A 22,724-nucleotide genomic window follows, 5' to 3' on the forward strand; every position below is an offset into this window, starting at 1 on the left:
CAACACCCCAATTGCGCCACTACAAAGCATTCATGCAGTTGCCACTACAAAACTTCCGCAAAAATGTGCATAAGTCGTTGATTCACATGGAAGCGGCTTCACCAAAAACGCGAAATCGGCATTTTGGTGTCGAACTCGGGCGCTCTCTCCATCCCTTGCCGTAGCCATGACCAACCCTTCGCCCTCACGCAGCCCGTCGTCCGCACATTGCGCCTTCGTCACCGGCGCCGCCCATGGCATCGGACGCGCGACCGTTCTGGCGCTGCTCAAAGAAGGGTGGCTGGTGGGCGCAGCGGACATCGACACGGCCGGGCTGGAGCGACTGGCGACCGAAGCCCAGTCTCCGCGCTGCCTGACCTACAAGCTGGACGTCGCCAGCATCGGTGACTGGCAAGCCGCGCTTCAGTCCTTTCACACCGTCAGCCAACGCCTGGATCTGTTGATCAACAACGCGGGCATTCTGGTCTCAGGTGACTTCGAGTCGATTGATTTGGCGCGCCAACTCAGATTGGTGGACATCAACATCAAAGGGGTGATGACCGGCTGCTACGCCGCTTTCCCTTATCTGCGCCAGACACCCGGCGCCACCGTGATCAATCTGTCGTCGGCATCGGCCACGTATGGTCAACCCAGCTTGGCAACGTACTCCAGCACCAAATTCGCGGTACGAGGTCTGACCGAGGCGCTCAACATCGAATGGCAACGTCACGGCATCCGTGTGATCGACATGATGCCGCTGTTCGTGCAAACCGACATGGTGGTGGGCATGGACGCCCGCAGCATCGAGCGCCTGGGTGTGCATGTGCGCCCTGACGATGTCGCCCGGCACATTGTGCGTGCTGCCCAACGCGCCCGCAGTCATTACCCGGTGCACTGGCATGTCGGCCCGCTGGCCGGACCGTTGTTCGCCCTGAGTGGCATGGTGCCCGGCCGGTTGCAACGCTGGATTGCAAAAAAAATCGCCGCGTGAGGGCGGGTGCCCCCCCCCCCCCAAGCGCTCACCCGGTGGTAACGCGGAAGGTCGCCACCGCCGCAACCAGCTGTTGCGCCTGATTGCGAAGGCTCTCTGCGGCCGCTGCACTCTGCTCCACCAATGCCGCATTCTGCTGCGTGGCGGCATCCATCTGATTCACTGCACGCCCAACCTGCTCGACACCTTCGCTTTGGGTCGAGCTGGCGGCGCTGATGCGTCCCACGGTGGCCGACACGCCATGAATCGAGCTCACCACTTCCTTCATGGTGGCGCCTGCCTGATCCACCTGCCGCGAGCCTTCGTCCACCCGCTCCACGCTGATGGCGATCAGTTCCTTGATTTCTCGCGCCGCTTCGGCTGAGCGCTGCGCCAGCGATCGCACCTCGCCCGCCACCACGGCAAAGCCTCGCCCCTGCTCTCCGGCCCGCGCAGCCTCAACCGCAGCATTCAGCGCCAGGATGTTGGTCTGGAAGGCAATGCCATCAATCACCCCGATGATGTCGGCAATCCGTCGCGAGCTGTCGTTGATGCCATGCATGGTGTCCACCACTTGGGCCACAGCCTCGCCCCCCTTGCTGGCCACCTCCGACGCGCTTTGCGCCAGTTGATTGGCCTCGTGTGCGCTGGCGGCGTTTTCACGAACCATCTCGCCCAACTGCGACGCCGAACTGGCGGTCTGCTGCAAGTTGCTGGCCGTCTGCTCGGTTCGTTGGCTCAGGTCAGCATTGCCCGCGGCCACCTCTGCCGCGGCCAACTCGATGCTGTCTGCTGCACCACGCACCTGACCGATCACCTGCGTCAGGTTGCGGCGCATTTGCTCCATGCTCAACAGCAATTCCCCAATCTCGTTGCGACTATCCGACTCGATGTGAACCGTCAAGTCGCCTTGTGCGATGAGCTGAGCGGATGAGTTGGCTTTTTCAAAGCCTCGGCGCAAGCGATGCAGCAGGCGCAACGACACGACCATGACCGGCACCCCAAGGCCGAACAACACCAGCCCGAACATGATTCCCGCCGTGCGATGACGACGATCGGCCGCAGCAGCAGCCTCAGCAGCGGCCGATGCCTGGTACGTGGTCAGTGCATCAATCGCCGTCATCATGGCGTCGCCTTCCTCGCGACCCGCCTTCAAGTAGGCGGCCATGACCTCGCTGCTGTATTGATCGTGCCTGACCGACTCAAGCGCCGCATCCGCCTTGGGCACCCATGCCTTGCGAGCCTCGGCAGCCTGCGCAAACAAGGCATGCTCCGCGTCATCCATGGGTGTGTCTTGCACCTCTTGCCAAAGGCGAGAGGTTTCCTCGCGACGTTTGGCGTACCGCTCAAAATGCACGCTGATGGCATGGTCATGCACGCCGTGCAAGGCACCCTGCGGATCATGCTGGAACATCAACATGATCTCCAACCGATTCTTGGTGATGTTTTCCGCGATCTGAGACAGCCTGTCCACTTTGGCCATCCGCTCGCCGTGCACCGCATGCAAGCTCGCGGATGCCGTCGACGTGGCCCACCAGGACAAGCCGGACAGAAGCAAGATGGACAGGCACAGCCCGATCACGATCGTTCTGAAGTAAAAAACGATCCTGAGATTTTTCAACATACCTGTCCCCGCCTCATCAAATCAAGGCCTCAGTCAGGCACGCAAACCCCGACCCAAGCCACCATTAGCTTGGCAGTTTTATCGGCATGCATTCAGGGTTCTTGAGTACCCCCACGGGTAAATCAGGCCGGCTTGTTCAACCCACGCTCGGCCCAGTCCGTGATGCGCCCAATCAAGGACTCCCCCTCCTGGCGCAGCAGCACGATGTGCTCGCGCAACTCCGCCAGACGCCCCTCCCGCTTCAAGCTCATCAATGCGGTGGCCTGATCGTGCAGGCGCAAGTGATCCAAGTCGGCTTCATGCAGATCTTGCTCGCTCAACCCGGCCTGCTGTGCCGCTTTTTGCAACCAGCGACCAAAGTGACAACGACCGGGATCCAGCTCAGGTGGCTGCTCACGGCGCCCATCCAGAAACGCATCGAGCGCATTGATCCATGCGCGCACATCAATGCTGGCTCGCAGGACCGACACCGCCGTGGGGCCCAAGGTCTGCGTGGCCACCCATCGGGGATGGGGCTGCCAGTGGCTCAACCACGGCAACAACTCCGCGGCCGGCAACGGACGAGAGATCCCGAACCCCTGTCCCAACTCACAACCCAGTTGCAGCAGCATGACCCCGTGGTCGATGGTTTCGATGCCCTCGGCAATGACCTCTCGGTCAAACGCCTTGGCCAAGCCCATGACCCCCTCCAGAATGGCCAGGTCATCCGGATCCTCCAGCATGTCCCGAACAAAGCTCTGATCGATCTTGAGCTGATGCGCCGGCAAGCGCTTGAGGTAACTCAGCGACGAGTACCCCGTCCCAAAGTCATCGATGGCGCTGCGCACGCCACGCGACGCACACGCCGCCAGCAAATGCGAGATCTGCGAGATGTCCTGCAGCGCGCTGGTCTCGACGATCTCGATTTGCAGGAAGGACGGTGGCACGTCGGGATGACGCGCCAAGATCATGTCCAGTCGCTCGATGAAATTGTCTTGCTGCAAATGGCGCGCCCCGATGTTGACGCTGACCGGAATGTCGTGCCCCGCCTGACGCCAAGCGCCAATCTGAACCAGCGCCGTCTCAATGACCCGCTCGCCAATGTCCACCGCCAGGGGATGGTTCTCGGTCACGGGCAAAAACACGGCCGGAGACAAAATGCCACGCATCGGATGGCGCCAGCGAATCAGGGCTTCCGCGCCCATCAGGTGCCCTGAGCGCAGATGCACCTTGGGCTGGTAGTGCAGCACGAATTCGCCGTCCTTCAAGGCGCGCGCGATGTCCTGCAAATGCTCGTGCAATCCACGGGCATCGCGATCCTTATCCGGATCGAAGATGTAGCACCGGTTTTTGCCCGCCACCTTGGCCTGATACATCGCCTGATCGGCCTGCCGCAGCAACTGATCGGCGTCGATGTCGTCGTGTCCACGGTAAAACGTGACCCCGATGCTGGCCGAGGCCTGCAAGGACAGCCCCTCCACGTCGCACCGCTCGAAGGCGGCCTGCTGCAGGCGTTGCAGCAAGGGTTCGGCATCGGCCGTGTTGCGCAAATCGATGAGCACGGCGACGAACTCATCACCCCCCAGGCGAGCCAAGGTATCGCTTTCGCGCAGCTCTCGCTTCATGCGGTCAGCAATGGCCGACAAAAAACTGTCACCCACGCTGTGCCCATGCTCATCATTGATGGCCTTGAACCCATCCAGGTCCAGATAAGCCACCGCCACCTGCAAGCCCCGCCGCTTGGCCTGAAACATCGCCTGCTGCAAGCGATCGGCCAACAGCACCCGGTTGGGCAGCAGCGTCAGTGCATCGTAATGTGCGATGCGTTCCAGTTGCTGCTCATGCTCCTTTTGCTTGCTGACGTCGGAAAACAGTGCCACGTAGTGGGTCACCTGATCCTTGGCATCGGTCACCGAACTGATGGTGATCTGCTCCGCATAGATCTCTCCACTGCGTCGGCGGTTCCAGACTTCGCCGCTCCAGTGGCCATGCGCGGCCAGGTCATGCCACATGGTCTGATAAAACTCACGTGTCTGACGGCCGCTTTGCAAGATGCGGGGCGTTTTGCCGATGGCCTCTTCACGGGGGTAGCCCGTGATGTCGGTGAAGGTCTCATTCACGTCGACGATGGTGCCATCCGCCTGGGTGATCATGATGCCTTCGCGCGCATGGGTGAACACGCTCGCCGCCAGCAAGAGTTGCTGCTCGGTCTTACGTCGCTCGGTGATGTCTCGCGCGATCCCCATGATGCCGAGCAGGCTCCCATCTTCCGTGCGGACGGGCACCTTGGTCGTTTCATACAAGCCACTGGGGCGGCCATCGACAAAGTCCAGCCACTCTTCAAACACGTAGGGCTTGTTGGACTCCGCAGCGATCAGATCATCGGACCGGAAGGCCGCGGCCTGGGCCTCGCCAACGAAATCACGGTCAAAGTGCCCGAGCAACTGTGCCTCGGGCACGCCATACATGCCCTCGAAGCCCTTGTTGCAAAACAGATAACGACCTTCCGACGACTTCATCCAGAACAGGTCAGGTAAGGTGTCGGTGAGCAAGCGCAACAAGCGGCGCTGTTCTTCAGAATGGCGCAACGCCACAAACAGGTCGTGCCGAGCCTTGTCGCGGTCGTCCTGAAGACGTTGCGTCAACTGATCATTGCCGCGGCACAACTCCACAGTTCTCGCCAAGTTGCGCAACACCGGGCTGAACACCTGCACAAGCGGCAATTCGGTTCTGGGCATTTCTGGCGCCAGCAACACGATCACGCCGCAGCCAGGTATGGGCAACCTCAGACCACAGACCAGCCTGTCGGCGCCCCCCAAAGCCCGCACATCGGACTCTCCCAGCCACCCCGACTCAGCTTCTTTGTACGCCGAGGGCAAAGACAAAGCCTGACCTTGTCGCGCACTCAACAGCTGATCGCCCAAAGCCACTTCGCACCGCAGCGCCATGTGGCCTGGCTCGCTCAACAAAGCGACCCCGACAGGAAACGAGGTATGGAACAGCAGACGTTGCAAGACCCGTCCGAGCAACGGCTGGACATGGACCTCGCTGCCGATGGTCAGCGTCAGGTCATACAAAACGGGAAGAACGTGCTCGCGCTTCATCGCCCGTTCCACGTGGTGCAGACCAAGGCTGCGTTGTGAAACATGGGATAGCCCCACACATCTGGGTTACCGACCTCGCCGAGAGACAGCGCGCCCCCCATGACCGGCGCGTGCAGACGCGCCTGCACGGCGGCCAGCTCGCCGTGAACGGCTTCCCCCATGTGCATGCGACGCCCTGCGCAATAAAACAGGCACGCGTTCTTGCCTTTGGCATGCGGTCCCAGTGCAGCATCCAACGCATCCACACAAGCCGTGCCCAAGGCATCTGGCCCGCGCAACACGACGAGCATGGCATGCTCGGGCACCTCACCTTTGAGGGTCAGCGACCCATCTTCATTGAGCAAAACAGGAATCCGAACCAGCACATCGCCATTCGCTCGCAGCAAGCCGATGGGGAAATGCACGGCATAGGTGTAAAAGTTTTCCTTGGTCAACTCCACACCATAGTGCTTGCGCACCAAGGCGCTGTACACCTCAAACGCAGGCTGCCAGTCAATGCTGACGATGCGATTGCCTTGTGTGGCCGTGGCACTCAATACGTGCTCGGGCACCGGATAGCAGTGCGCCAAAGCGGTCCGCGATGCCGGCGGCAGCACGGCACACAACACGCCTCGGGAGATCAAGCGATCGCGGTCAAACAGACAGGGAATGGGCTCAAACGTTTCCGAACCCGTACATACACCAGCGTAGCGGAAACGATCGGCCACCCGCTGATACAAGCCTTCGAGGATGGAACCAATGTGCTGCAAATCGCTGTCAAACATCAGGTACAGCGTCGGCGCCCCTTGCCCTTCATCTGGCACGCTCACCGCAGACAAAGCGTTGGCAATGCGCAAGGCGGCATCGGCGGGATCATCGGGCAAATCAGGCACCAAGGTGTACGCGGCACCACGCTCCTGCGCCAACAACCACACGCCATCGCCAACCAATTGATCGCCATCGATCAACTGCGGGAACACCCCGCCAAACAACGAGATGCCACGACGCTGGCAAATGCCTTGCAACACGGGCAAACGCACCACCTCGCGCTCGGGTAGCAAGGCCATGACCGCCACATCAGGCCATTGTGCTTGCCATGCCCCGAGCACCTCGTCGAGCAAGACCTCGTCCATCGCGACACGACGCATGTGTGTGGAATTCATAAGGCAACGGGTTTGTGCAGCCACGATGGGGCACCATACAGTCGGTCGAGTGTAGGCGCCTTTTCAGCGTCACGATGCTGTTAAATACTCCACAGGTACATGTCTGTTTTTCAGGCAGGTGTGGCGAGCTCACCCCATGGGAATCTCGTCAATCCGCACGCAGTTACGGCCCTCAGCCTTGGCACGATAAAGCGCTGAATCCGCCCGGGCCAGCCACACGGACAGGCTCAACTCACGTGGATCAAATTGGGCCACGCCCACGCTGACGGTATAGCGCAAGGGCTTCCCATCCACCATCAGCATGTGCTCATCGACGGCCTCACGGATCCGTTCTGCCAAAGCCTGAGATCGCTCGGCACTGATGTTGGGCAGCAGCACCACGAACTCTTCGCCGCCCAACCGAGCCACCAAGTCAACAGAACGCACCTGCTGCAACACGGTCTGAGCAAAGCTGACCAACACGGCATCCCCCGTCATGTGGCCGTAGGTGTCATTCACGGCCTTGAAGTGATCCAGGTCCATGATGAGCAAAGACAATTCCGTGCGGTAACGAATGGCCCGCTGCATTTCGGCCTCTGCGGCCTCCGTGAAGGCGCGTCGGCTGGCGACCCCTGTCAGGGCATCGGTTCGCGCGGCTTGCTCGGCCGCATCCTTTTGCACGCGCAACTCCTGCGTCGCATGCTCAATTTGCTGCTGCAATTCTTCCTGCGTGGTGGCGATGCGGGCGATCATCAAATTGATCCCGACCGCCAGAGGGCGCAAGATGCCCGCGCGCTCGGCCTCGACGCGCGAATCCAGATGCCCGCGCCCCACCTGGACCACCACCCGGTTGATCCGCCCGATCTGCGCGGTCACCACCGAGGCGATCACCGAAGCCAGAATGCCTGCGAGCAACAGCCCCCCGGCCGCCGTGGCCAAGGACCATGTCAACAGCTCCCGCCGTTGCTGCTCCAGCGTCAACATCGACATTTCGAGCACGGCATACCCCAGCACCTGCGCCTTGGCCACGCGCGCAGCCCCGGCCACGGGGGGCGCATAAGGATCGTCCACCGGCACCGCAGTGGGATAAATCGGTTGCGCCACCAACAGATTCTTGCCCGTGATCACCTGCAGCGCGCCGTCCAGCCGGGGCATCTGGGTCATCGGTTGCCCCACCGACGCACGCACCTGCCCTTGAGCGTTGTAGATGATGACCGCACGCAGTTGGGCGTCACTGCGCATGGCAGCTTCGGCCAAGCGGATCAAGCCCTCACGGTCCCCCGCGAACAGCATGAACTCTGCAGCACTGCCCAACTGCCTGGCTGACGCGATCGCGCGATCTTTCAACGCATCGGCCATGCGCTCGCCATAGCGCGAAGCAAAGCCCACCACCAGCAGCCCAATCACCAACATGGCGGGCAAGGCCGTTGCAATCCACAGGCGCGCCCGGATACCACCCAACTTCAGCGTCACCGTCCAACCTCCTGGCGCCTGATGGCTTCCGTCAATTCGGCAGCATCTGGCACATCCAATCCCATTGACCGACAAACCTGCTCGTTCACGGCAATGGTGAAACCATCGGCCAATCGGGGGGCAGGCCAACTCTGCGAACTCACGGAAAGCCGCAACAGGGTAGCCACCTGTTTTCCGACCTGCGCCGGACTGGCATACAAGCCCAACGTCGCACCGGCTTTCACCAGCGACGGCGAATACGCCACCACTGGCACCCGCTGCCGATACGCAGCAATCAACAAATTCTGAAGTGCCGAGGCATCCACCACGGCAGTGTCTGGCAAAACCAGCAACACATCACTGTCGGCCAGCACCGCTCGCAAACTGGCGTACACCGTATCCGACTTGGCGATCGTGCCCAGCACCAAATGCAACCCGCGATCACTGGCGGCCTTGCTCAGGGCCACGCGTGTCGCCGTCGCCTCCACACCAATCAATACGCCAACGCGACGCATGCGCGGGAAGGCACGAGCGATCAAATCCAGGTAGCGCTCCACAGGCTGATCCAGATAGGCCGCGGAGACCCATGCCGGAGGATGCTTCCATACGGCCTGGAAACCATCTTTGGGCAGCAAGCCGGCCACCACGGGCACACGCGACCAGTCCGCATTCACCTCCGCCCGCTCCATGGCGATGCGCACCGCCGAACTCCCCAAGGTGACCAGGGCCGCGGGTGGCGCCCCCACCGGCAACTCACGCCCGTTCAGCACCAGCAGGTCTTTGCCCCGCCCGATCTGACGCCATTCGGCCTGAAGCGCTGAGGCAGCTTCGGCATAAGTCCAAGAGTTGTCTGACAGCAGCACCCAGATGGAGTCTGACGCAGCCAGCACACGACCTGCCCCCGCAGCAAACCAGCTGCCGGCAGCCCAAGCCAGTGCATGACGTCTGCGAATCAGATCAATACTCCATGCTGATATTCATGAATGTGCGACGGCCTTGCTCAAACCCTTCCCGGGGTAAAACCAGTTTCGCCCCCTCCAGCGATTGAACCGTCACCGCCGCTTCGGCCTTGTGGGGGCCGACACGGAAAGGATAGGCCAAACGGATATCCGTTCGATGACCCGCGGGTTGCCAATCTTTAAAATCTCGCCACGTCCAGGCCCCCGAATACTGATAGAGCACCGACAACTGGAGTTGCGAAGGCAATTTCTGAAACCAGGCGATCGTCGTCGCGTACCTGGGCGGGAAACGGTCCTTGCTGCGCTCGAATTTGTCCACCTGCCAATTCACATTGGTGAAACTCTGGTTCACCCAGATCTCCGAACCCTCCACCGGGTGCCATTTCAACTGGAACTCGCTGCCCGTGATCGATAAATCGGTTCGGTTCTTGAAGTCCACCCCCGACGAGCGAATCACCCCGCGCATGGCTTCCTCGTACAGGCGCACGTCCAGCGTCATGTTCGCCGACGGGAAGCGCCCCAGATACCCGATCTCCCGGCTCTGCAGCGTTTCCGGCTTGACCTGCCCCGATGCCAGCACCTCCTGGTCATACAAGGCGCCCACATTCGTGTAGATGCGGGTATTGCCCCGCAACTCGTACAGACTCGGCGTGCGAGTGGATTCGGTCACCCCGGCCCGAAAGGTATGGTTATCGGACGCGAGCCAGTTCACCATCATGCGTGGCGACGAATGGTTGCCCACCTCGCTATGGTGCCCCACAAACAAACCGCCGTTCAGCAGCCACTGCGGCGCGATGCGCCACTCCACCGTCCCGAACACCCGCGTTTCGTCATAGCCCACCCAGTTGGGCGAGGCATACAAGGCCATCGACTGCGTGGCCTCCGATTTGTAGCCAACCCCCACCAAGGTCCGCAAGTCGGGACGCCACACCGAGATGTACTCCAGCTCCCAGTTGGTGCGTCGCCCTTTCCCGCTGTAATCCCAGTACACCGCCGTGCCGGGCACGTCGGGCTCATCATTGGGTGAAATGCCCAAATCTTTGCGCGTGTCCTCCATGTAACTCATCGACAAGCGAATCTCCCCGCCCTCGCGCACCTGGTGATGCCAAGCGGCCTGGAAATAGCTGTCTTGGGTCGTGATGGTGTGAAAGGGGTTGCCGACATCATCCGGCGCACTGCCCTCGCCGGCATCGTGAGACGTCACGCCTATCGACACCATGACATCGTCTCGGAGTGAGGGCTTCCAGTCTGCCCGACCATGTACCTGCCGCAACCGGGCATCGTCGTACGCATGCAGATAGCCACTGTCACGCTGCTCGCCGACAGACAGTCGGAAACTGGCCGTCTCATCGCCCACACCGATCCGCGCACGTTGGCCCAGGATGCCGTCATTGCCCGACGTCAGCAACACCTCGCCGCCGATCGTGTCAGCACTGTGCCGCGTGATGATGTTGATTACACCAAACATCGCATTCGCACCATACGCTGCCGAGTTGGCGCCACGCAAGATCTCAATACGTTCGATGTCTTCGAGCATCACGTCCATCAGTCCACGATGCGTGTCACCGCGGTACGTCGACGAATACACCGATCGCCCATCAATCAACACCAGATTGCGCGTGCCGTAGTCATCGAGGGGCACATGGTAGGAAGCCACGGGATTGGCCCCGTTCCACCCGCCCACTAGATAGCCTGGCACGAGGCGCAAGACCTCGACCACATTTCTCGCCCCCGACAGCTTGATGGTCTTGCGATCAATCACCGTCATGGCGCCAGGTGCCTCGTTGAGCGGCTGCTCCAGGCGACTGGCCGTCAACACCACCGGAACGTTGGCAAAGTAATCATCCTCGGAGGCGACCCGATCGACGCCCTGTGCAAGTGAGAACGAAGCCCCGCCGCCCAGCATGGAGCAGAACCCCAGCAATTTGCAAACAGTCCGGATACGAAACATCGATGAAAACTTCGGTTAGACAAATACACGTGTCACGGTTTGATTATCACCGTTGCTAACCGACCGTTACACCCAGTCAACCCTACTTGTCGGCAAATCTGGCCATGATGCGCAGAGATGGCGACAAGATGATGACGCCCGCACGCCGTATCGCCCGCGCTGCCAGATGGCTCTCCGCTGCAGCGCTGACAACAGGCACAACGGCGGACACCGGGAAAACACGCACGCAAAAATCGGAGCGAGAACGTGACGAAGTGGACATTCCCCCCTTCACCGGAATCGATAATGTCATAGCATTTAGCTCGACAACCATGACTGCAGTGCCGCCCAATTCCCTTGACGATCGCCTCCATGTCCTTCGGACGCGGTGGGGTTTCTATGTCTCGGAAGGCCGCTTCGAGCAGTTCATCGAATTTGCCGTCGCGGTCAACAGCCTCGCTGAACACCTCAATCGGATGCGCCTGCCAGGGCTGGTGCGCATCTGCGAGGGCCTGGAGGGCGTGGTCCTCGCTCGCCTCGGCACCGAAAGCTCGCATCCGCTGGCGGAGCAAGACATCGGCATCCTGCAAAGACAGCTCGACGCATTGCTCGGGGCCGTCGCCACCGCCAAGCCGCACGTCCCGGAGCCGAATCGTCGGCACGATGAATCGACCACCACGTCGCCCACGGATGTGGACTGGATCAAGCCGCGCTCCGTGTGGCTCTTCAGCCCGGCCGCCCATGGCGACATGGCCGAGGCTTTGTGCAAGCAATTGCGCTATTTCGGCTTTCAGGTTCTGGACATGGCGTGGGGCGACCAGCCCCCAGCCGAGGACATGCCCTTGGCCGTGCTGTTCATTCCAGCCGAACTGGCAACCTCTTCGTCCGATTTTGATTTCATCGCTCAGGTGCGCGCAGCCTGCCCGGCCAGCCAGCTGCTTTACTTGGGTGCCCAGTCGGCCATCGAGCCCATCGTGGCCCTGATGCGCGCGGGCATTGACGTCGCCATCCCGGCTGATGAGCAAACGGCCATGGTGCTGGACCGCATCCTGGATCTGGTGCAAAACCTGGAACAGGAAAAGCACCGCGTGCTGGTGGTCGAAGATTCCCGCGTCGCGGGCGCGCTGATTCAGCGCACCCTGGCACAACACGGCATCGACAGCCTCGTCATCCGCGACCCGGGCACCCTGATCGAGGCCCTGGAAACCTATCGGCCCGATCTGGTCCTGATGGACATGTACATGCCCCGCTTCAATGGTGTGGAGGCCACCCGTGTCCTGAGGCAGATGTCTGCGTACAGCACGGTTCCCATCGTCTACCTGTCCGGCGCCACCGATGTCGGCATGCAGGTGGAAGCCTTGCGTCTGGGCGGCGACCAGTTCCTGACCAAGCCCTTCAACCCCGTGCTGCTGGCGGCCGTGGTCAAGACCAAGATTCAACGCTTCCGTGAAACGCAGCGTTCGACCCGTCTGGACGGTTTGACCGGCCTGCTGAACCACACCGCCGCCAAGGCGCGCTTGAACGCGTTGCTCACGCAAGCCGAGCACAGCGAGCAGCCGCTGCTGACGGTGGCCATGATCGACATTGATCACTTCAAATCGATCAATGACACCTACGGGCACCCGGTGGGCGATCAGGTCATCCGTTCGCTGGCCTGGCTGCTGAAGGGACGTCTGCGCTCAGGCGACCTGATCGGGCGCTACGGTGGGGAAGAGTTTCTGATTGCCCTGCCCGGCGTATGCCCGGAACAGGCCAAGACAGTGATCGATCGCATCCGCAGCGATTTCTCTGCCCTGCCCCACGCGCACCCGGGTGGCACGCTGCACGCCACGTTCAGCGCGGGCATGGCGTCCTACCCCTTGTTTGATTCCGCCGCATCGCTGACGGAGTCTGCGGACCATGCCCTGCTGCATGCCAAGCGCATGGGCCGCAACCGCGTCGAGACCGCCCACGGCCACCATCACTTGAGCCTGGCTTCTTCGTCCCGCAGTTGATTGCTCATCGCATCGCAACTGTCGGACCAGGCCTGAAGCCAGGCGGGCAGCGGCGGCGACTGCTCGGGCAAGCCCATGCCGCGCACAAACGCCACGGGTGACACCGTGCCCTTGGGTGAGCGAAACAGCCAACGAATCACGACCACGCCCAGCACCCGGCCGTGGCGCACAAAACGATGCTCGACAAAGCTCCATTTGTCGTCCCAACCCAGCATGCGTGTGTGAGTTTCAAAGGTCTCGAACAGGCGCAACTCACGTCGGAATTTGCCCCACGTGTCCCCCACGATCGGCAAGGCCTTGTGCTGCAAAGCCACTTTGTAGGCCCCTGTTCGCAAGACGTAGTGCATGCGTCCCACATCGGCCATGGTGAAGTAACGCCCGTTGGTGACATGGCGGTTGAAGTCGAGATCGAGCGGCCAGACCCGCATGCGCACCACCGTGGTGTCCAGGCCATGGGCGGGCTGTCGCCAGGGGCGACGACACAACATCAAGAAAAGGCGAAACCAGAGATTCATGGTGAAGCAGACTGCATGTGAAAACCTTCGGCACTCTAGTGAAGCGCTCTCTGATAAGGTAGATGCAGAAATGACATTTTTCATGCGAAAAACGCACTAGCCTCTCATGCATGTCACACTGCTCCTGGCCGAACACTGCTCGGCCGCCAGTGCCACCATGGCCGCTGAACTGCTGGCTGCGGCCAATGCGTTCAGCGCCGGCGATCGCCCCCTCTTTCAGGTCACCACCGCGTCGCTGAGCGGGCAAGCTGTTCGCTCCACCGGCACCCAGACCCTCCATGTGGACGCGGCACTGTCGAGCATCCGCCAAACCGATCTGGTCATCATCCCGGGCTTCCTGTTCACCCTGCGCGAGGCCATGCCCGCATTTGCGCAATACCGGACCTGGCTGCGCAAGCAACATCGGCAGGGTGCCACCCTGGCCACACTCTGTACGGCCACATTTCTGCTGGCCGAGTCCGGCTTGCTGGATGGGCTGCGCGCCACCACGCATTGGGCGTTTGCATCACTGTTTGCGCGGCAATATCCGCAGGTACACATCGACTGCCAACAGATCCTGTGCGAAGACAACCGCCTGGTGACCAGCGGAGGCGCCAGTGCAGGCATGGATGTCATGCTGCATCTGATTCGGCGATTTGCCTCTTTGGAGTTGGCTCAGCAATGCAGTCGCTACCTGCTGATTGATCACACGCGGCACGAACAAACGCCTTACGTCTTGTGGTCGATGCCCAAAAGCCATGGTGACGTGGAGATTCTGCGCGTCCAGAACTGGCTGGACACGCACTTCGCCAAGCCCATCCTGATCGACGATCTGGCTCAACAATTTGGCTTCGGCGTTCGCAACTTCAAACGACGCTTCAAGGATGCCACCGGCTATACCCCGCTGGCTTATCTGCAAACCTTGCGCCTCGAAAAGGCCAAGCACTTGCTGGAATCGACACGCATGGCGCTCGACCGCATCACCTTTGCGGTGGGCTATGAAGACAGCAATTCGTTCCGGCGCTTGTTCCAGAGTCGAGTCGGACTGCAACCGGCTGCGTATCGCAGAAAGTTTCAGCTCACGCCCCCGTGACGCGCGCCCCGCTGCCCAACAAACTGCCCGGGTGCCTGCCCCATCACGCCCCGGAACATGTCGATGAAGCTGCTGGACTCGGTGTACCCCAGCGTGATGGCCACCCGCTGCACACTGTGTCCGGCGTCCAGCAGCGTCAAGGCGTGCTGCACCATCAGGCGGCGGTTCCAATCCCCCACCGACATCCCCACCGCCTTGACAAACAGCCGCGCCAAAGTGCGCTCACTGGCACACGCCACCTGCGCCAACTCGGCCATCGAGAACACCAAGCCTGGCCGCTCGGCCAAGGCATCCATCACACGCTTGACTCGCGGCTCCGTGCTCATGGGCAGTCCGATTTCCGTCACCGTGGCTTGTGCCATCTCATCGAGCAGCACACGCATGAAACGATCCGCAGGCGTGTCGGGCTCATAGTCCGTCCCCAGGCGGCCTGCACGCAAGATCATCTCTCTGAGCAGTGATGACACCTGGATCACCGAGCACTGGTCAAACAGCGGGGCTGCGGCGGCTTCTGCCACAAACAAGCTGTGCAAGGTCACCGCGCCGGGCAAGGCCACCTCATGCACCACATGCGGCGGAATCCACACCGCCTGCGACGGCGGCACCAGCCAGGCGCCTGCCGGGGTGCTCACGCGCACCAGGCCATGACTCGCATACAGCAGTTGCCCACGTGGGTGCGCATGCGGGGCCTGGCAGACTGCGTTGTCAACGGTCAGGCACAAGCCCATGACCGGGCGCTCGGGCTCCTCGCGGAACCCCAGCGTGATCGGCCTGAGTTTTGTCAGTTTTCCTTGATGGGTTGGCATGCTGGCTGAATCGCCTCGTCATGGATCGCGGGAGGATGTGACATCACACATCAGGAGTGGCGCATGCGCATCCCCCCAACCGATCATCTTGACATCATCATCGACCAATTCACACGACAGTCCATCCCGTTTACGCAGATCCCGGGGCACTTCAGTGCCATCGACACCTTGCTGCGCATGAGCGCCGTCACCGCGGACGACACCGTGCTGGACGTGGCCTGTGGCCCCGGCATCGTCGCCTGCGAACTGGCCCGGCACGCCCGATCGGTCACCGGCGTGGACATCACCCCCGGCATGTTGCAGCAAGCTCGGCAGCGCCAGCGGCAACAAGGCCTGAGCAACGTCCAATGGCAAGAGGCCAATGCCGTGCAATTGCCCTTTGCGGCCGACACGTTCTCGCTCGTGGTGACGCGCTACAGCTTCCATCACTTGCAGGATGTCCAGCAAGCGCTGCGTGAAATGATGCGCGTGTGCGCACCCGGTGGCCGCGTTCTGGTCGCCGATGTGGTCATGCCCGACGAGCAGGCTGCCGCCTATGACGAGCTGGAAACCTTGCGCGACCCTTCTCACACGCATGCGCTGTCCACCAGCGAGAGCCTGGCGCTCTTTGCCTCGTCGGGGCTGACGGACTGTCGCTTCGGCACGTATGAAGTCGAGATCGAACTCGAAGCCCAACTGGCTGCGTCGTTTCCCGCAGAAGAAGACGTTCCACGCATTCGGCGCATGGTGACCGACGACATCGGCATCAACCGACTGGGCATTCACGCGCGTCGAGATGCCCAGGGGCGGGTGCACTACACCGTGCCGATTCGGGTCTATGTCGGGCGCAAGGCTCACGCGACCGACGTGGTCTGACGGGCAATGTCAATGAACGCGCGGAGATAGTCGATGTCCACATCGGCCTCCCGCGCGCCCAGGTAGATCTGCTTGGCAATGCCACGTGCCCCCAGTTGAACGGGCACCACTGGCATGGTCTGCGCGTAGTGCGCCACCAACCATCTTGGCAAGGCCGATACCCCTCTGCCGCTGGCCACCATCTGCAGCAGGATGTCCGTCGTTTCAATGGTTTTGTGCTGACGTGGGGCCACGCCGGCAGGGGTCAGGAACTGCGTGTAGACATCCAGGCGATCGGGGGACACCGGATACGTGATGAGCACCTCTTTGGCCACCTGACGCGGGGTCACATGATGGGCGCCCGCCAAGGGATGCGAGGCTGCCACCACCAGCACTTGCTCGTAATCGAACACGGGCTCAAAGTGCAAGCCCGGCTTGAACAGGGGATCCGGGGTCACCAGCAGGTCGATCTCATAGCCGAACAAGGCCCCCATCCCGCCAAACTGAAACTTCTGTTTGACGTCCACATCCACATCGGGCCACGCGGACAAATAAGGCGACACCACTTTGAGCAACCACTGATAGCAGGGGTGACATTCCATCCCGATGCGCAAGGTGCCGCGCTGCCCCTTGGCAAACTGCTGCAGGCGCTCTTCGGCCAAGACCAATTGCGGCAACACGCGGTTGGCCAACGCCAGCACCTGCTGGCCGGCCTGCGTCAGGCGAAGCCGCCGCCCCTCTCTCAACCAGATGTCTGTGCCGAGTTGCTGCTCCAGCTTCCTGATCGCATGGCTGAGCGCCGACTGCGTCAGGCACAACACATCGGCCGCCGCCGTCAGCGAGCCGCGTTTTTCAACTTCCTGAACGATGGACAGGTGGATGCGCTCCAGCACTTGAATGAGCCAAATTCATGGATTGTTGAATTAATACCATTTTACTTCATGCATGGCGATCCGTAGTCTCGCGGCTTCTGCAATGAATCGAGCACGCTCTCACCATGATCACCACACACAACCTGGGCTTTCCTCGCATTGGCGCCCAGCGTGAATTGAAGTTCGCCCTGGAGTCCTACTGGAAGGGCCAATTGCCTGCAGCCGACCTGCACGCGCTGGGGCACACCTTGCGTCAGCGTCACTGGACCCAGCAAGCCGACCTTGACTGGCTGCCCGTTGGCGACTTCTCGTTTTATGACCAGGTTCTGGACATGAGCCAGACACTGGGCAACCTGCCTGCGCGCGCGCTGCATGGCCACGGCACCGAACTGGACGCCTACTTTCGTGTGGCGCGCGGACGCTCGGCCCCCGGCCAAGCAGACCCGGCTTGCTGCACCGCGCATGCTGTGGCCGCGGGTGAAATGACCAAATGGTTCGACACCAATTACCACTACATCGTCCCCGAGTTTGATGCCCACACACACTTTGCCTTGCATGCCGACCGACTGGTGGCGCAATTGCAAGAGGCCCTCGCACAAGGTCATGCCGCCAAGCCTGTGCTGATCGGGCCCGTGACCTACCTGGCCTTGGGCAAGTCCAAAGATGGCACGTCCAAACTGAGTCTGCTGCCGCAACTGTTGAATGTGTATGCGGAGTTGATCGAAGTGCTGGTGCAGCACGGTGCCACCTGGATCCAGATGGATGAACCGATCCTCGTGACCGAACTGGACGCCGACTGGAAGCATGCATTTCAAACGGCGTACCACCAGCTCAAACCCTGCCGGGCCAAGCTGCTGCTCACCACCTACTTCGGCCCCTTGCAAGACAACCTGCATCTGGCAGCCACCCTTCCCGTTGCCGGCCTGCACCTGGATGCCATCACCGGTCGAGAAGACGTGCCTGCGCTGCTGAACCTGCTGCCCAGCCACAAGGTCCTGTCGCTGGGCGTGGTCAATGGCCGCAACATCTGGAAGACCGACCTGAACGCCACCCTCGATTGGTTGGCACCCCTCCATGACCGGCTGGGGGATCGGCTGTGGCTGGCCCCCAGCTGTGCCTTGCTGCACGTCCCGGTTGACTTGTCCAGCGAGCAGCACCTCCCCACCGATGTGCAGCGCTGGCTGGCGTTCGCCGTGCAGAAGCTGGACGAGGTCCGGACCCTGGCACATGCGCTGAACCACGGGCGAGAATCGGTGCACGCGGCGCTGCAGGCCAATGCCGCCGATGTGCAATCCCGCAGCACCTCCCCCCGCGTCCATCTGCCCGAAGTCAAGGTAGCCGTCGCCAAGATTCACGCCGGCATGGGGCAACGCCAACACCCTTATGCCGTCCGGGCACGTCTGCAAGCCGAACGGCTGCGGCTCCCGCCCTACCCCACCACCACGATCGGCTCATTCCCGCAGACCACCGAAATCCGTCAGGCGCGCCGCGCTTACAAGTCGGGTGAGCTGGATGCCACGCGCTACCAAATCGCCATGCAGGCCGAGATTGCGCGCAGCGTGGCCGAGCAGGAGGCCTTGGACCTGGACGTGCTGGTTCACGGTGAGGCCGAGCGCAACGACATGGTTGAATACTTCGGCGAGCAACTCGATGGCTATGCCTTCAGCCAGTTTGGCTGGGTGCAGTCTTACGGCTCGCGCTGCGTCAAGCCGCCCATCCTCTTTGGGGACATCCGTCGCCCCGCCGCGATGACGGTGGCATGGACACGCTTTGCCCAATCACTGACGCAGCGCCCCATGAAGGGGATGCTGACGGGTCCGGTCACGATGCTCAACTGGTCCTTTGTCCGGGACGATCAGCCACGCTCGGAAACCTGTCTGCAACTGGCGTTGGCCATTCGGGAAGAGGTGTTGGACCTGGAGCGCGCCGGTGTGAGCATCATTCAGATCGATGAGGCCGCCTTGCGCGAAGGGTTGCCCTTGCGGCGCACACAGTGGGCCACGTATCTGAATTGGGCCATTGAGGCCTTCCGGATCACGGCCAACGGGGTGCGCGATGACACCCAGATCCACACGCACATGTGCTATTCGGAGTTCAACGACATCATGGACGCCATTGCCGCCATGGATGCCGATGTGATCACCATCGAGACCTCCCGATCAGACATGGAATTGCTGGATGCCTTTGAACACTTCGCCTATCCCAACGAGATCGGACCGGGGGTGTATGACATCCATTCGCCCAACATCCCCAGTCAGGATCAGATCGTGGGCCTGATGCGCAAGGCCCAGTCCCGCATTCCTGCTGAGCGCCTGTGGATCAATCCCGATTGCGGCCTCAAGACACGCCAATGGCAAGAGGTGATCCCGGCGCTGCAGAACATGGTGGCCGCCGCCAAGCAGCTGAGACAGGCGGCCTGACCGCGCTAGCCCAGCATCTGTGTCACACCGTCCACGCCCACGGGCGGCTGCGACAACATGGGCACCCGAAACAGTCGCTGCGCCAGGCCCGAACGGATGCGCGCCACCTGCTTGCGCTCGCCCTGAAGGCGGGCTGCCAGCGTCGGGTCTGTGCTGCCGATGGCGCTCAAGGACTTGTTGAGGATCCAAGCATACGGCTCGATCTGGGCGCGCCGCAGATCGTCCTGCAAGGCGACGGCCTGCGACACAGGCGTCGTCTCAGGCAAGGTCACCAACAGGATGCGGGTGTACTGGGGATCTTGCAGGCGCATCAGCGGGGTCACGATGCGGGCGGCCGTTTTGCCCTCCAGCTCACGCGTCATCTGGCGGTGATAGGCCCCGGTGGCATCCATGAGCAACAGCGAGTGACCGGTGGGCGCGGTATCCAGCACCACAAAGGCGCTGCGCGCCGATGCCACCGTGTGCGAAAACGCGTGGAACACCGCCACCTCTTCGGTGCAGGGAGACTGCAGGTCTTCCAGCAAGAGTGCGCGCTCCTGATCATCAAGCTGCGCGCCACGCGTGGCCATGATCTTGTCGATGTAGCGCTGGGTTTCTGCCTTGGGGTCGATGCGGCTGAGCGTCAGCCCGGGCACCTGCCCCTCCAGCGTGCTGGCAAGGTGGGCAGCCGGATCGGTCGTGCTCAAATGCACCGCATGCCCGCGGCGCACCAAGCCCAGCGCCAAGGCCGCCGCAATCGACGTTTTGCCGACGCCGCCTTTGCCCATCACCATGATGAGCCCCTTGCCTGCGATCGACAACTCGTCGACCAAGGCCTGCAAGGAGGCCGCGTCCGGCAGATCGTCCGCCGCAGCGGGGGCCGATGGCACCCAACGCTGGGCGGACGCGTCATCCAGCAGCGCCCGCAGCGCGCTCACCCCCACGGTGTCAAACGCACGCAGCGGCACCTGCGCGGAGGGCAGCGCACGCAACGGCGCAGGCATGGCGGCCATCGCGGCCGCGCCCGTTGCCGCCAGCGCACAGGCCAGCGGATCATCGGCCTGCGGGTCTCTCAACACGCCGTTGACGATCAGGGCTTGGTGCGACAGGCCCAAGGGCAACAGTTCCTCTGCGGTGCGCGCCGCCTCACGCAGCGCAGACGTTTCCGGGCGTGCGACCAAGACCACCGTCGTCAGGGCCGGGTCGCTCAAGGCGCGCAAGGCCGCGTTGAAGCGGGCTTCTTGCATCTTCAAGCCGGAATGCGGCCCCAGGCAGGACGCCCCACGATCATTGTCCTTGAGGAAGCCACTCCAGGCCTTGGGCAGACTCAGCAATCGCAGCGTGTGCCCCGTCGGCGCGGTGTCAAACACCACATGGTCGTAGCCCTGCGCCCCGTCGGCCAGCAGGCTGGCAAATTCGTCAAAGGTGGCGATCTCGGTGGTGCAGGCGCCCGAGAGTTGCTCACGCACGGTGGCGCGTTCCTGCTCACTGCTACGGTCGGCCATTTGGGCCAGCACCCGCTGCCGGTAGTCTTCTGCTGCAGTATTGGGATCGATGTTGAGCACCGACAAGCCCGGCACATCCGGCACCGGCGTTGCTGAATTGTGCAGCGGCACATGCAGCATCTCATCCAGGTTGGATGCGGCATCGGTGCTCACGAGGAGCACCCTCAGCCCACGGTCTGCCAGCTGAATCGCTGTGGCGGTGGACAGCGACGTTTTGCCAACCCCGCCTTTGCCGGTGAAAAACAGAAAGCGGGTGGGATGTTCAAGCCATGTCATGGTGATGCGCGCCACGAAGTCAGATCAACCAGCTCCGAATCTTGTCACGACTGGGCACGCCCCCGGCATGCACCACTTTGCCATCGACCACCACGCCCGGTGTCGACATCACGCCGTAGCTCACGATGCGGGGCATGTCCTGCACCTTCTCGATCTGGATGGCTGCACCCACTTCTTGTGCCACGGACTCAATCAATGTGATGGTGTTGCGGCAATTCGCACAACCCGAACCCAGGACCTTGATGTCTTTCATGATGTTTCTCGTCGTTGCGATGCTGCGTCACAGCACCAGATTGAACACATAGCCCACCAGCAAGATGCCCGTGGCCACCACCGCCGCAAACGTTGCAATCAAAGGCGGCTTGAGCACTTTGCGCAAAATGATCATTTCGGGGGCCGATAGCGCAATCACGCTCATCATGAAGGCCAGCACGGTCCCCAACGCAGCCCCCTTCCCCAGCAAAGCCTGCACGATGGGGATGATGCCTGCCGCATTGGTGTACATGGGCACACCCAACATCACGGCCACCGGGACCGACCACCAGGCGGAGCGTCCCATGATGCTCGCCATGAAGTCCTCGGGCACGTAGCCATGGATGCCCGCCCCGGCGGCGATCCCGGCGATCACATAGGGCCAGACTTTGCCGACAATCTCCTTGACGTGCACCGCCCCGGCTTGCAGGCGTTGCGGCCAAGACAGGCTTTCGCTGGCAGAGTCAGCCGCGCCCGCGCCCTGCGCCACGGCTTGGACCCAGTCCTCCAGATGGTGCTCCATGCCAAGGCGGCCGATGACCACGCCAGCCACGATGGCCACGGCAAGCCCCAGCCCCAGGTACAGCGCGGCCACTTTCCAGCCGAACAGGCCCAGCAACATGACCAAGGCCACTTCATTGACCATGGGGGCCGAAATGAGGAAGGAGAACGTCACCCCCAACGGTACGCCCGCCGACAGGATGCCAATGAACAAGGGCACGGCCGAGCAGGAGCAAAAAGGGGTGACGATGCCCAGCAAGGCGGCGAGCACGTTGCCGATGCCCGCACGGTGCCCGGCCAACAAGGCACGTGTGCGCTCAGGGGCAAAAAAGGTCTGCACCACGCCCATCACGAACACCACACCCGTCAGCAACAGCAGCACCTTGGGCGTGTCGTAACAGAAGAAGTGCAAGGCCTCTCCCAAAGCGGTCTGGCGGGTGAGCCCGGCGAGCACCACCACGGCATCGGCAAAGTCTGTGAGGTGGACATAGGCCCACCACCATGTGGGCAGCAAGACAGCCATGGCGGCCATCCAATGCCAAAACCGGTGGGTCTCTTGTGACACTCTGGCTGCTGTTGT

17 protein-coding genes are annotated in these 22,724 nt (G+C 62.0%); 5 read left to right on the top strand and 12 right to left on the bottom strand.

Going from position 1 to position 22,724, the window contains the following annotated elements; all coding sequences use genetic code 11:
* The first annotated feature begins 166 nt into the window (after positions 1 to 166).
* Entirely contained in the window at positions 167 to 970 is an 804-nt protein-coding gene (locus tag ACMV18_RS13560; RefSeq protein WP_420818272.1) for an SDR family oxidoreductase, read from the top strand.
* A gap of 28 nt (positions 971 to 998) precedes the next feature.
* Here ACMV18_RS13560 and ACMV18_RS13565 read toward each other — a convergent pair whose 3' ends face one another.
* The 6 genes from ACMV18_RS13565 to ACMV18_RS13590 form a co-directional block, all read right to left on the bottom strand.
* Positions 999 to 2,573: a methyl-accepting chemotaxis protein gene (locus tag ACMV18_RS13565; protein WP_420818273.1), complete on the bottom strand. Its 1,575-nt coding sequence runs from the start codon at positions 2,571 to 2,573 to the stop codon at positions 999 to 1,001.
* 122 nt (positions 2,574 to 2,695) lie between these two features.
* Positions 2,696 to 5,656 carry an EAL domain-containing protein gene (locus ACMV18_RS13570; protein ID WP_420818274.1) on the bottom strand — a complete coding sequence of 987 codons (2,961 nt, stop codon included), beginning with the start codon at positions 5,654 to 5,656 and terminating at the stop codon, positions 2,696 to 2,698.
* Positions 5,653 to 6,798, bottom strand: coding sequence for an FIST signal transduction protein (locus ACMV18_RS13575; RefSeq protein ID WP_420818275.1), 1,146 nt, complete (start codon positions 6,796 to 6,798; stop codon positions 5,653 to 5,655). Before ACMV18_RS13575 ends, ACMV18_RS13570 begins: the two co-directional genes overlap by 4 nt.
* Positions 6,799 to 6,927: 129 nt before the next feature.
* Positions 6,928 to 8,250: a diguanylate cyclase gene (locus ACMV18_RS13580; RefSeq protein ID WP_374256531.1), complete on the bottom strand. Its 1,323-nt coding sequence runs from the start codon at positions 8,248 to 8,250 to the stop codon at positions 6,928 to 6,930.
* Positions 8,247 to 9,119, bottom strand: a complete 873-nt coding sequence (locus tag ACMV18_RS13585) for an ABC transporter substrate-binding protein (RefSeq protein WP_420818276.1) — start codon at positions 9,117 to 9,119, stop codon at positions 8,247 to 8,249. The genes ACMV18_RS13580 and ACMV18_RS13585 overlap by 4 nt, the downstream gene beginning before the upstream one ends.
* Before the next feature lie 67 nt (positions 9,120 to 9,186).
* Positions 9,187 to 11,139, bottom strand: a complete 1,953-nt coding sequence (locus tag ACMV18_RS13590) for a TonB-dependent receptor plug domain-containing protein (protein WP_420818277.1) — start codon at positions 11,137 to 11,139, stop codon at positions 9,187 to 9,189.
* A gap of 311 nt (positions 11,140 to 11,450) precedes the next feature.
* Between ACMV18_RS13590 and ACMV18_RS13595 the strand changes: the two genes are divergently transcribed.
* Complete coding sequence (locus ACMV18_RS13595; protein WP_420818278.1) at positions 11,451 to 13,112, top strand: diguanylate cyclase; 1,662 nt, start codon at positions 11,451 to 11,453, stop codon at positions 13,110 to 13,112.
* Here ACMV18_RS13595 and ACMV18_RS13600 read toward each other — a convergent pair.
* The gene (locus tag ACMV18_RS13600) at positions 13,079 to 13,627 is read right to left on the bottom strand and encodes a thioesterase family protein (RefSeq protein ID WP_420818279.1); all 549 of its coding nucleotides are present in this window, start codon (positions 13,625 to 13,627) and stop codon (positions 13,079 to 13,081) included. The genes ACMV18_RS13595 and ACMV18_RS13600 overlap by 34 nt on opposite strands.
* Before the next feature lie 106 nt (positions 13,628 to 13,733).
* On the opposite strand from ACMV18_RS13600, the gene ACMV18_RS13605 reads away from it, so the two are divergent.
* Positions 13,734 to 14,699, top strand: a complete 966-nt coding sequence (locus tag ACMV18_RS13605) for a GlxA family transcriptional regulator (RefSeq protein ID WP_420818280.1) — start codon at positions 13,734 to 13,736, stop codon at positions 14,697 to 14,699.
* On the opposite strand, the gene ACMV18_RS13610 is transcribed toward ACMV18_RS13605, so the two are convergent.
* Positions 14,681 to 15,505 (bottom strand): AraC family transcriptional regulator, encoded by an 825-nt coding sequence (locus tag ACMV18_RS13610; protein ID WP_420818281.1) that lies wholly within the window; start codon positions 15,503 to 15,505, stop codon positions 14,681 to 14,683. The two genes, ACMV18_RS13605 and ACMV18_RS13610, sit on opposite strands and share 19 nt — an antisense overlap.
* Positions 15,506 to 15,568: 63 nt before the next feature.
* Here ACMV18_RS13610 and ACMV18_RS13615 point away from each other — a divergent pair, with 63 nt between their 5' ends.
* Positions 15,569 to 16,360, top strand: a complete 792-nt coding sequence (locus tag ACMV18_RS13615) for a class I SAM-dependent methyltransferase (protein ID WP_420818282.1) — start codon at positions 15,569 to 15,571, stop codon at positions 16,358 to 16,360.
* On the opposite strand, the gene ACMV18_RS13620 is transcribed toward ACMV18_RS13615, so the two are convergent.
* Entirely contained in the window at positions 16,339 to 17,232 is an 894-nt protein-coding gene (locus tag ACMV18_RS13620) for a LysR family transcriptional regulator (RefSeq protein ID WP_374256545.1), read from the bottom strand. The two genes, ACMV18_RS13615 and ACMV18_RS13620, sit on opposite strands and share 22 nt — an antisense overlap.
* A 104-nt stretch (positions 17,233 to 17,336) precedes the next feature.
* Between ACMV18_RS13620 and metE the strand changes: the two genes are divergently transcribed.
* Complete coding sequence (gene metE, locus ACMV18_RS13625) at positions 17,337 to 19,631, top strand: 5-methyltetrahydropteroyltriglutamate--homocysteine S-methyltransferase (protein WP_420818283.1); 2,295 nt, start codon at positions 17,337 to 17,339, stop codon at positions 19,629 to 19,631.
* A 5-nt stretch (positions 19,632 to 19,636) separates the two neighbouring features.
* On the opposite strand, the gene arsA is transcribed toward metE, so the two are convergent.
* From arsA to ACMV18_RS13640, 3 genes are read right to left on the bottom strand one after another with little or no spacing between them, the layout of a single operon-like run.
* Positions 19,637 to 21,391 carry an arsenical pump-driving ATPase gene (gene arsA / locus ACMV18_RS13630; protein ID WP_420818284.1) on the bottom strand — a complete coding sequence of 585 codons (1,755 nt, stop codon included), beginning with the start codon at positions 21,389 to 21,391 and terminating at the stop codon, positions 19,637 to 19,639.
* 19 nt (positions 21,392 to 21,410) lie between these two features.
* On the bottom strand, positions 21,411 to 21,644 hold the full coding sequence (locus ACMV18_RS13635; protein ID WP_374256550.1) for a thioredoxin family protein: 234 nt from the start codon (positions 21,642 to 21,644) through the stop codon (positions 21,411 to 21,413).
* A 27-nt stretch (positions 21,645 to 21,671) separates the two neighbouring features.
* Positions 21,672 to 22,676, bottom strand: coding sequence for a permease (locus tag ACMV18_RS13640; RefSeq protein WP_420818328.1), 1,005 nt, complete (start codon positions 22,674 to 22,676; stop codon positions 21,672 to 21,674).
* Positions 22,677 to 22,724: the final 48 nt, after the last annotated feature.

Source organism: Aquabacterium sp., assembly GCF_048860245.1.
Classification (GTDB): Bacteria; Pseudomonadota; Gammaproteobacteria; order Burkholderiales; family Burkholderiaceae_C; genus Aquabacterium.

Coding starts and splice junctions, on each gene's coding strand:
- ACMV18_RS13560 (WP_420818272.1), top strand. CDS start 167: ATGACCAACCCTTCGCCCTCACGCAGCCCGTCGTCCGCACATTGCGCC.
- ACMV18_RS13565 (WP_420818273.1), bottom strand. CDS start 2,573: ATGTTGAAAAATCTCAGGATCGTTTTTTACTTCAGAACGATCGTGATC.
- ACMV18_RS13570 (WP_420818274.1), bottom strand. CDS start 5,656: ATGAAGCGCGAGCACGTTCTTCCCGTTTTGTATGACCTGACGCTGACC.
- ACMV18_RS13575 (WP_420818275.1), bottom strand. CDS start 6,798: ATGAATTCCACACACATGCGTCGTGTCGCGATGGACGAGGTCTTGCTC.
- ACMV18_RS13590 (WP_420818277.1), bottom strand. CDS start 11,139: ATGTTTCGTATCCGGACTGTTTGCAAATTGCTGGGGTTCTGCTCCATG.
- ACMV18_RS13595 (WP_420818278.1), top strand. CDS start 11,451: ATGACTGCAGTGCCGCCCAATTCCCTTGACGATCGCCTCCATGTCCTT.
- ACMV18_RS13600 (WP_420818279.1), bottom strand. CDS start 13,627: ATGAATCTCTGGTTTCGCCTTTTCTTGATGTTGTGTCGTCGCCCCTGG.
- ACMV18_RS13605 (WP_420818280.1), top strand. CDS start 13,734: ATGCATGTCACACTGCTCCTGGCCGAACACTGCTCGGCCGCCAGTGCC.
- ACMV18_RS13610 (WP_420818281.1), bottom strand. CDS start 15,505: ATGCCAACCCATCAAGGAAAACTGACAAAACTCAGGCCGATCACGCTG.
- ACMV18_RS13615 (WP_420818282.1), top strand. CDS start 15,569: ATGCGCATCCCCCCAACCGATCATCTTGACATCATCATCGACCAATTC.
- metE (WP_420818283.1), top strand. CDS start 17,337: ATGATCACCACACACAACCTGGGCTTTCCTCGCATTGGCGCCCAGCGT.
- arsA (WP_420818284.1), bottom strand. CDS start 21,391: ATGACATGGCTTGAACATCCCACCCGCTTTCTGTTTTTCACCGGCAAA.
- ACMV18_RS13635 (WP_374256550.1), bottom strand. CDS start 21,644: ATGAAAGACATCAAGGTCCTGGGTTCGGGTTGTGCGAATTGCCGCAAC.
- ACMV18_RS13640 (WP_420818328.1), bottom strand. CDS start 22,676: ATGGCCGCCATGGCTGTCTTGCTGCCCACATGGTGGTGGGCCTATGTC.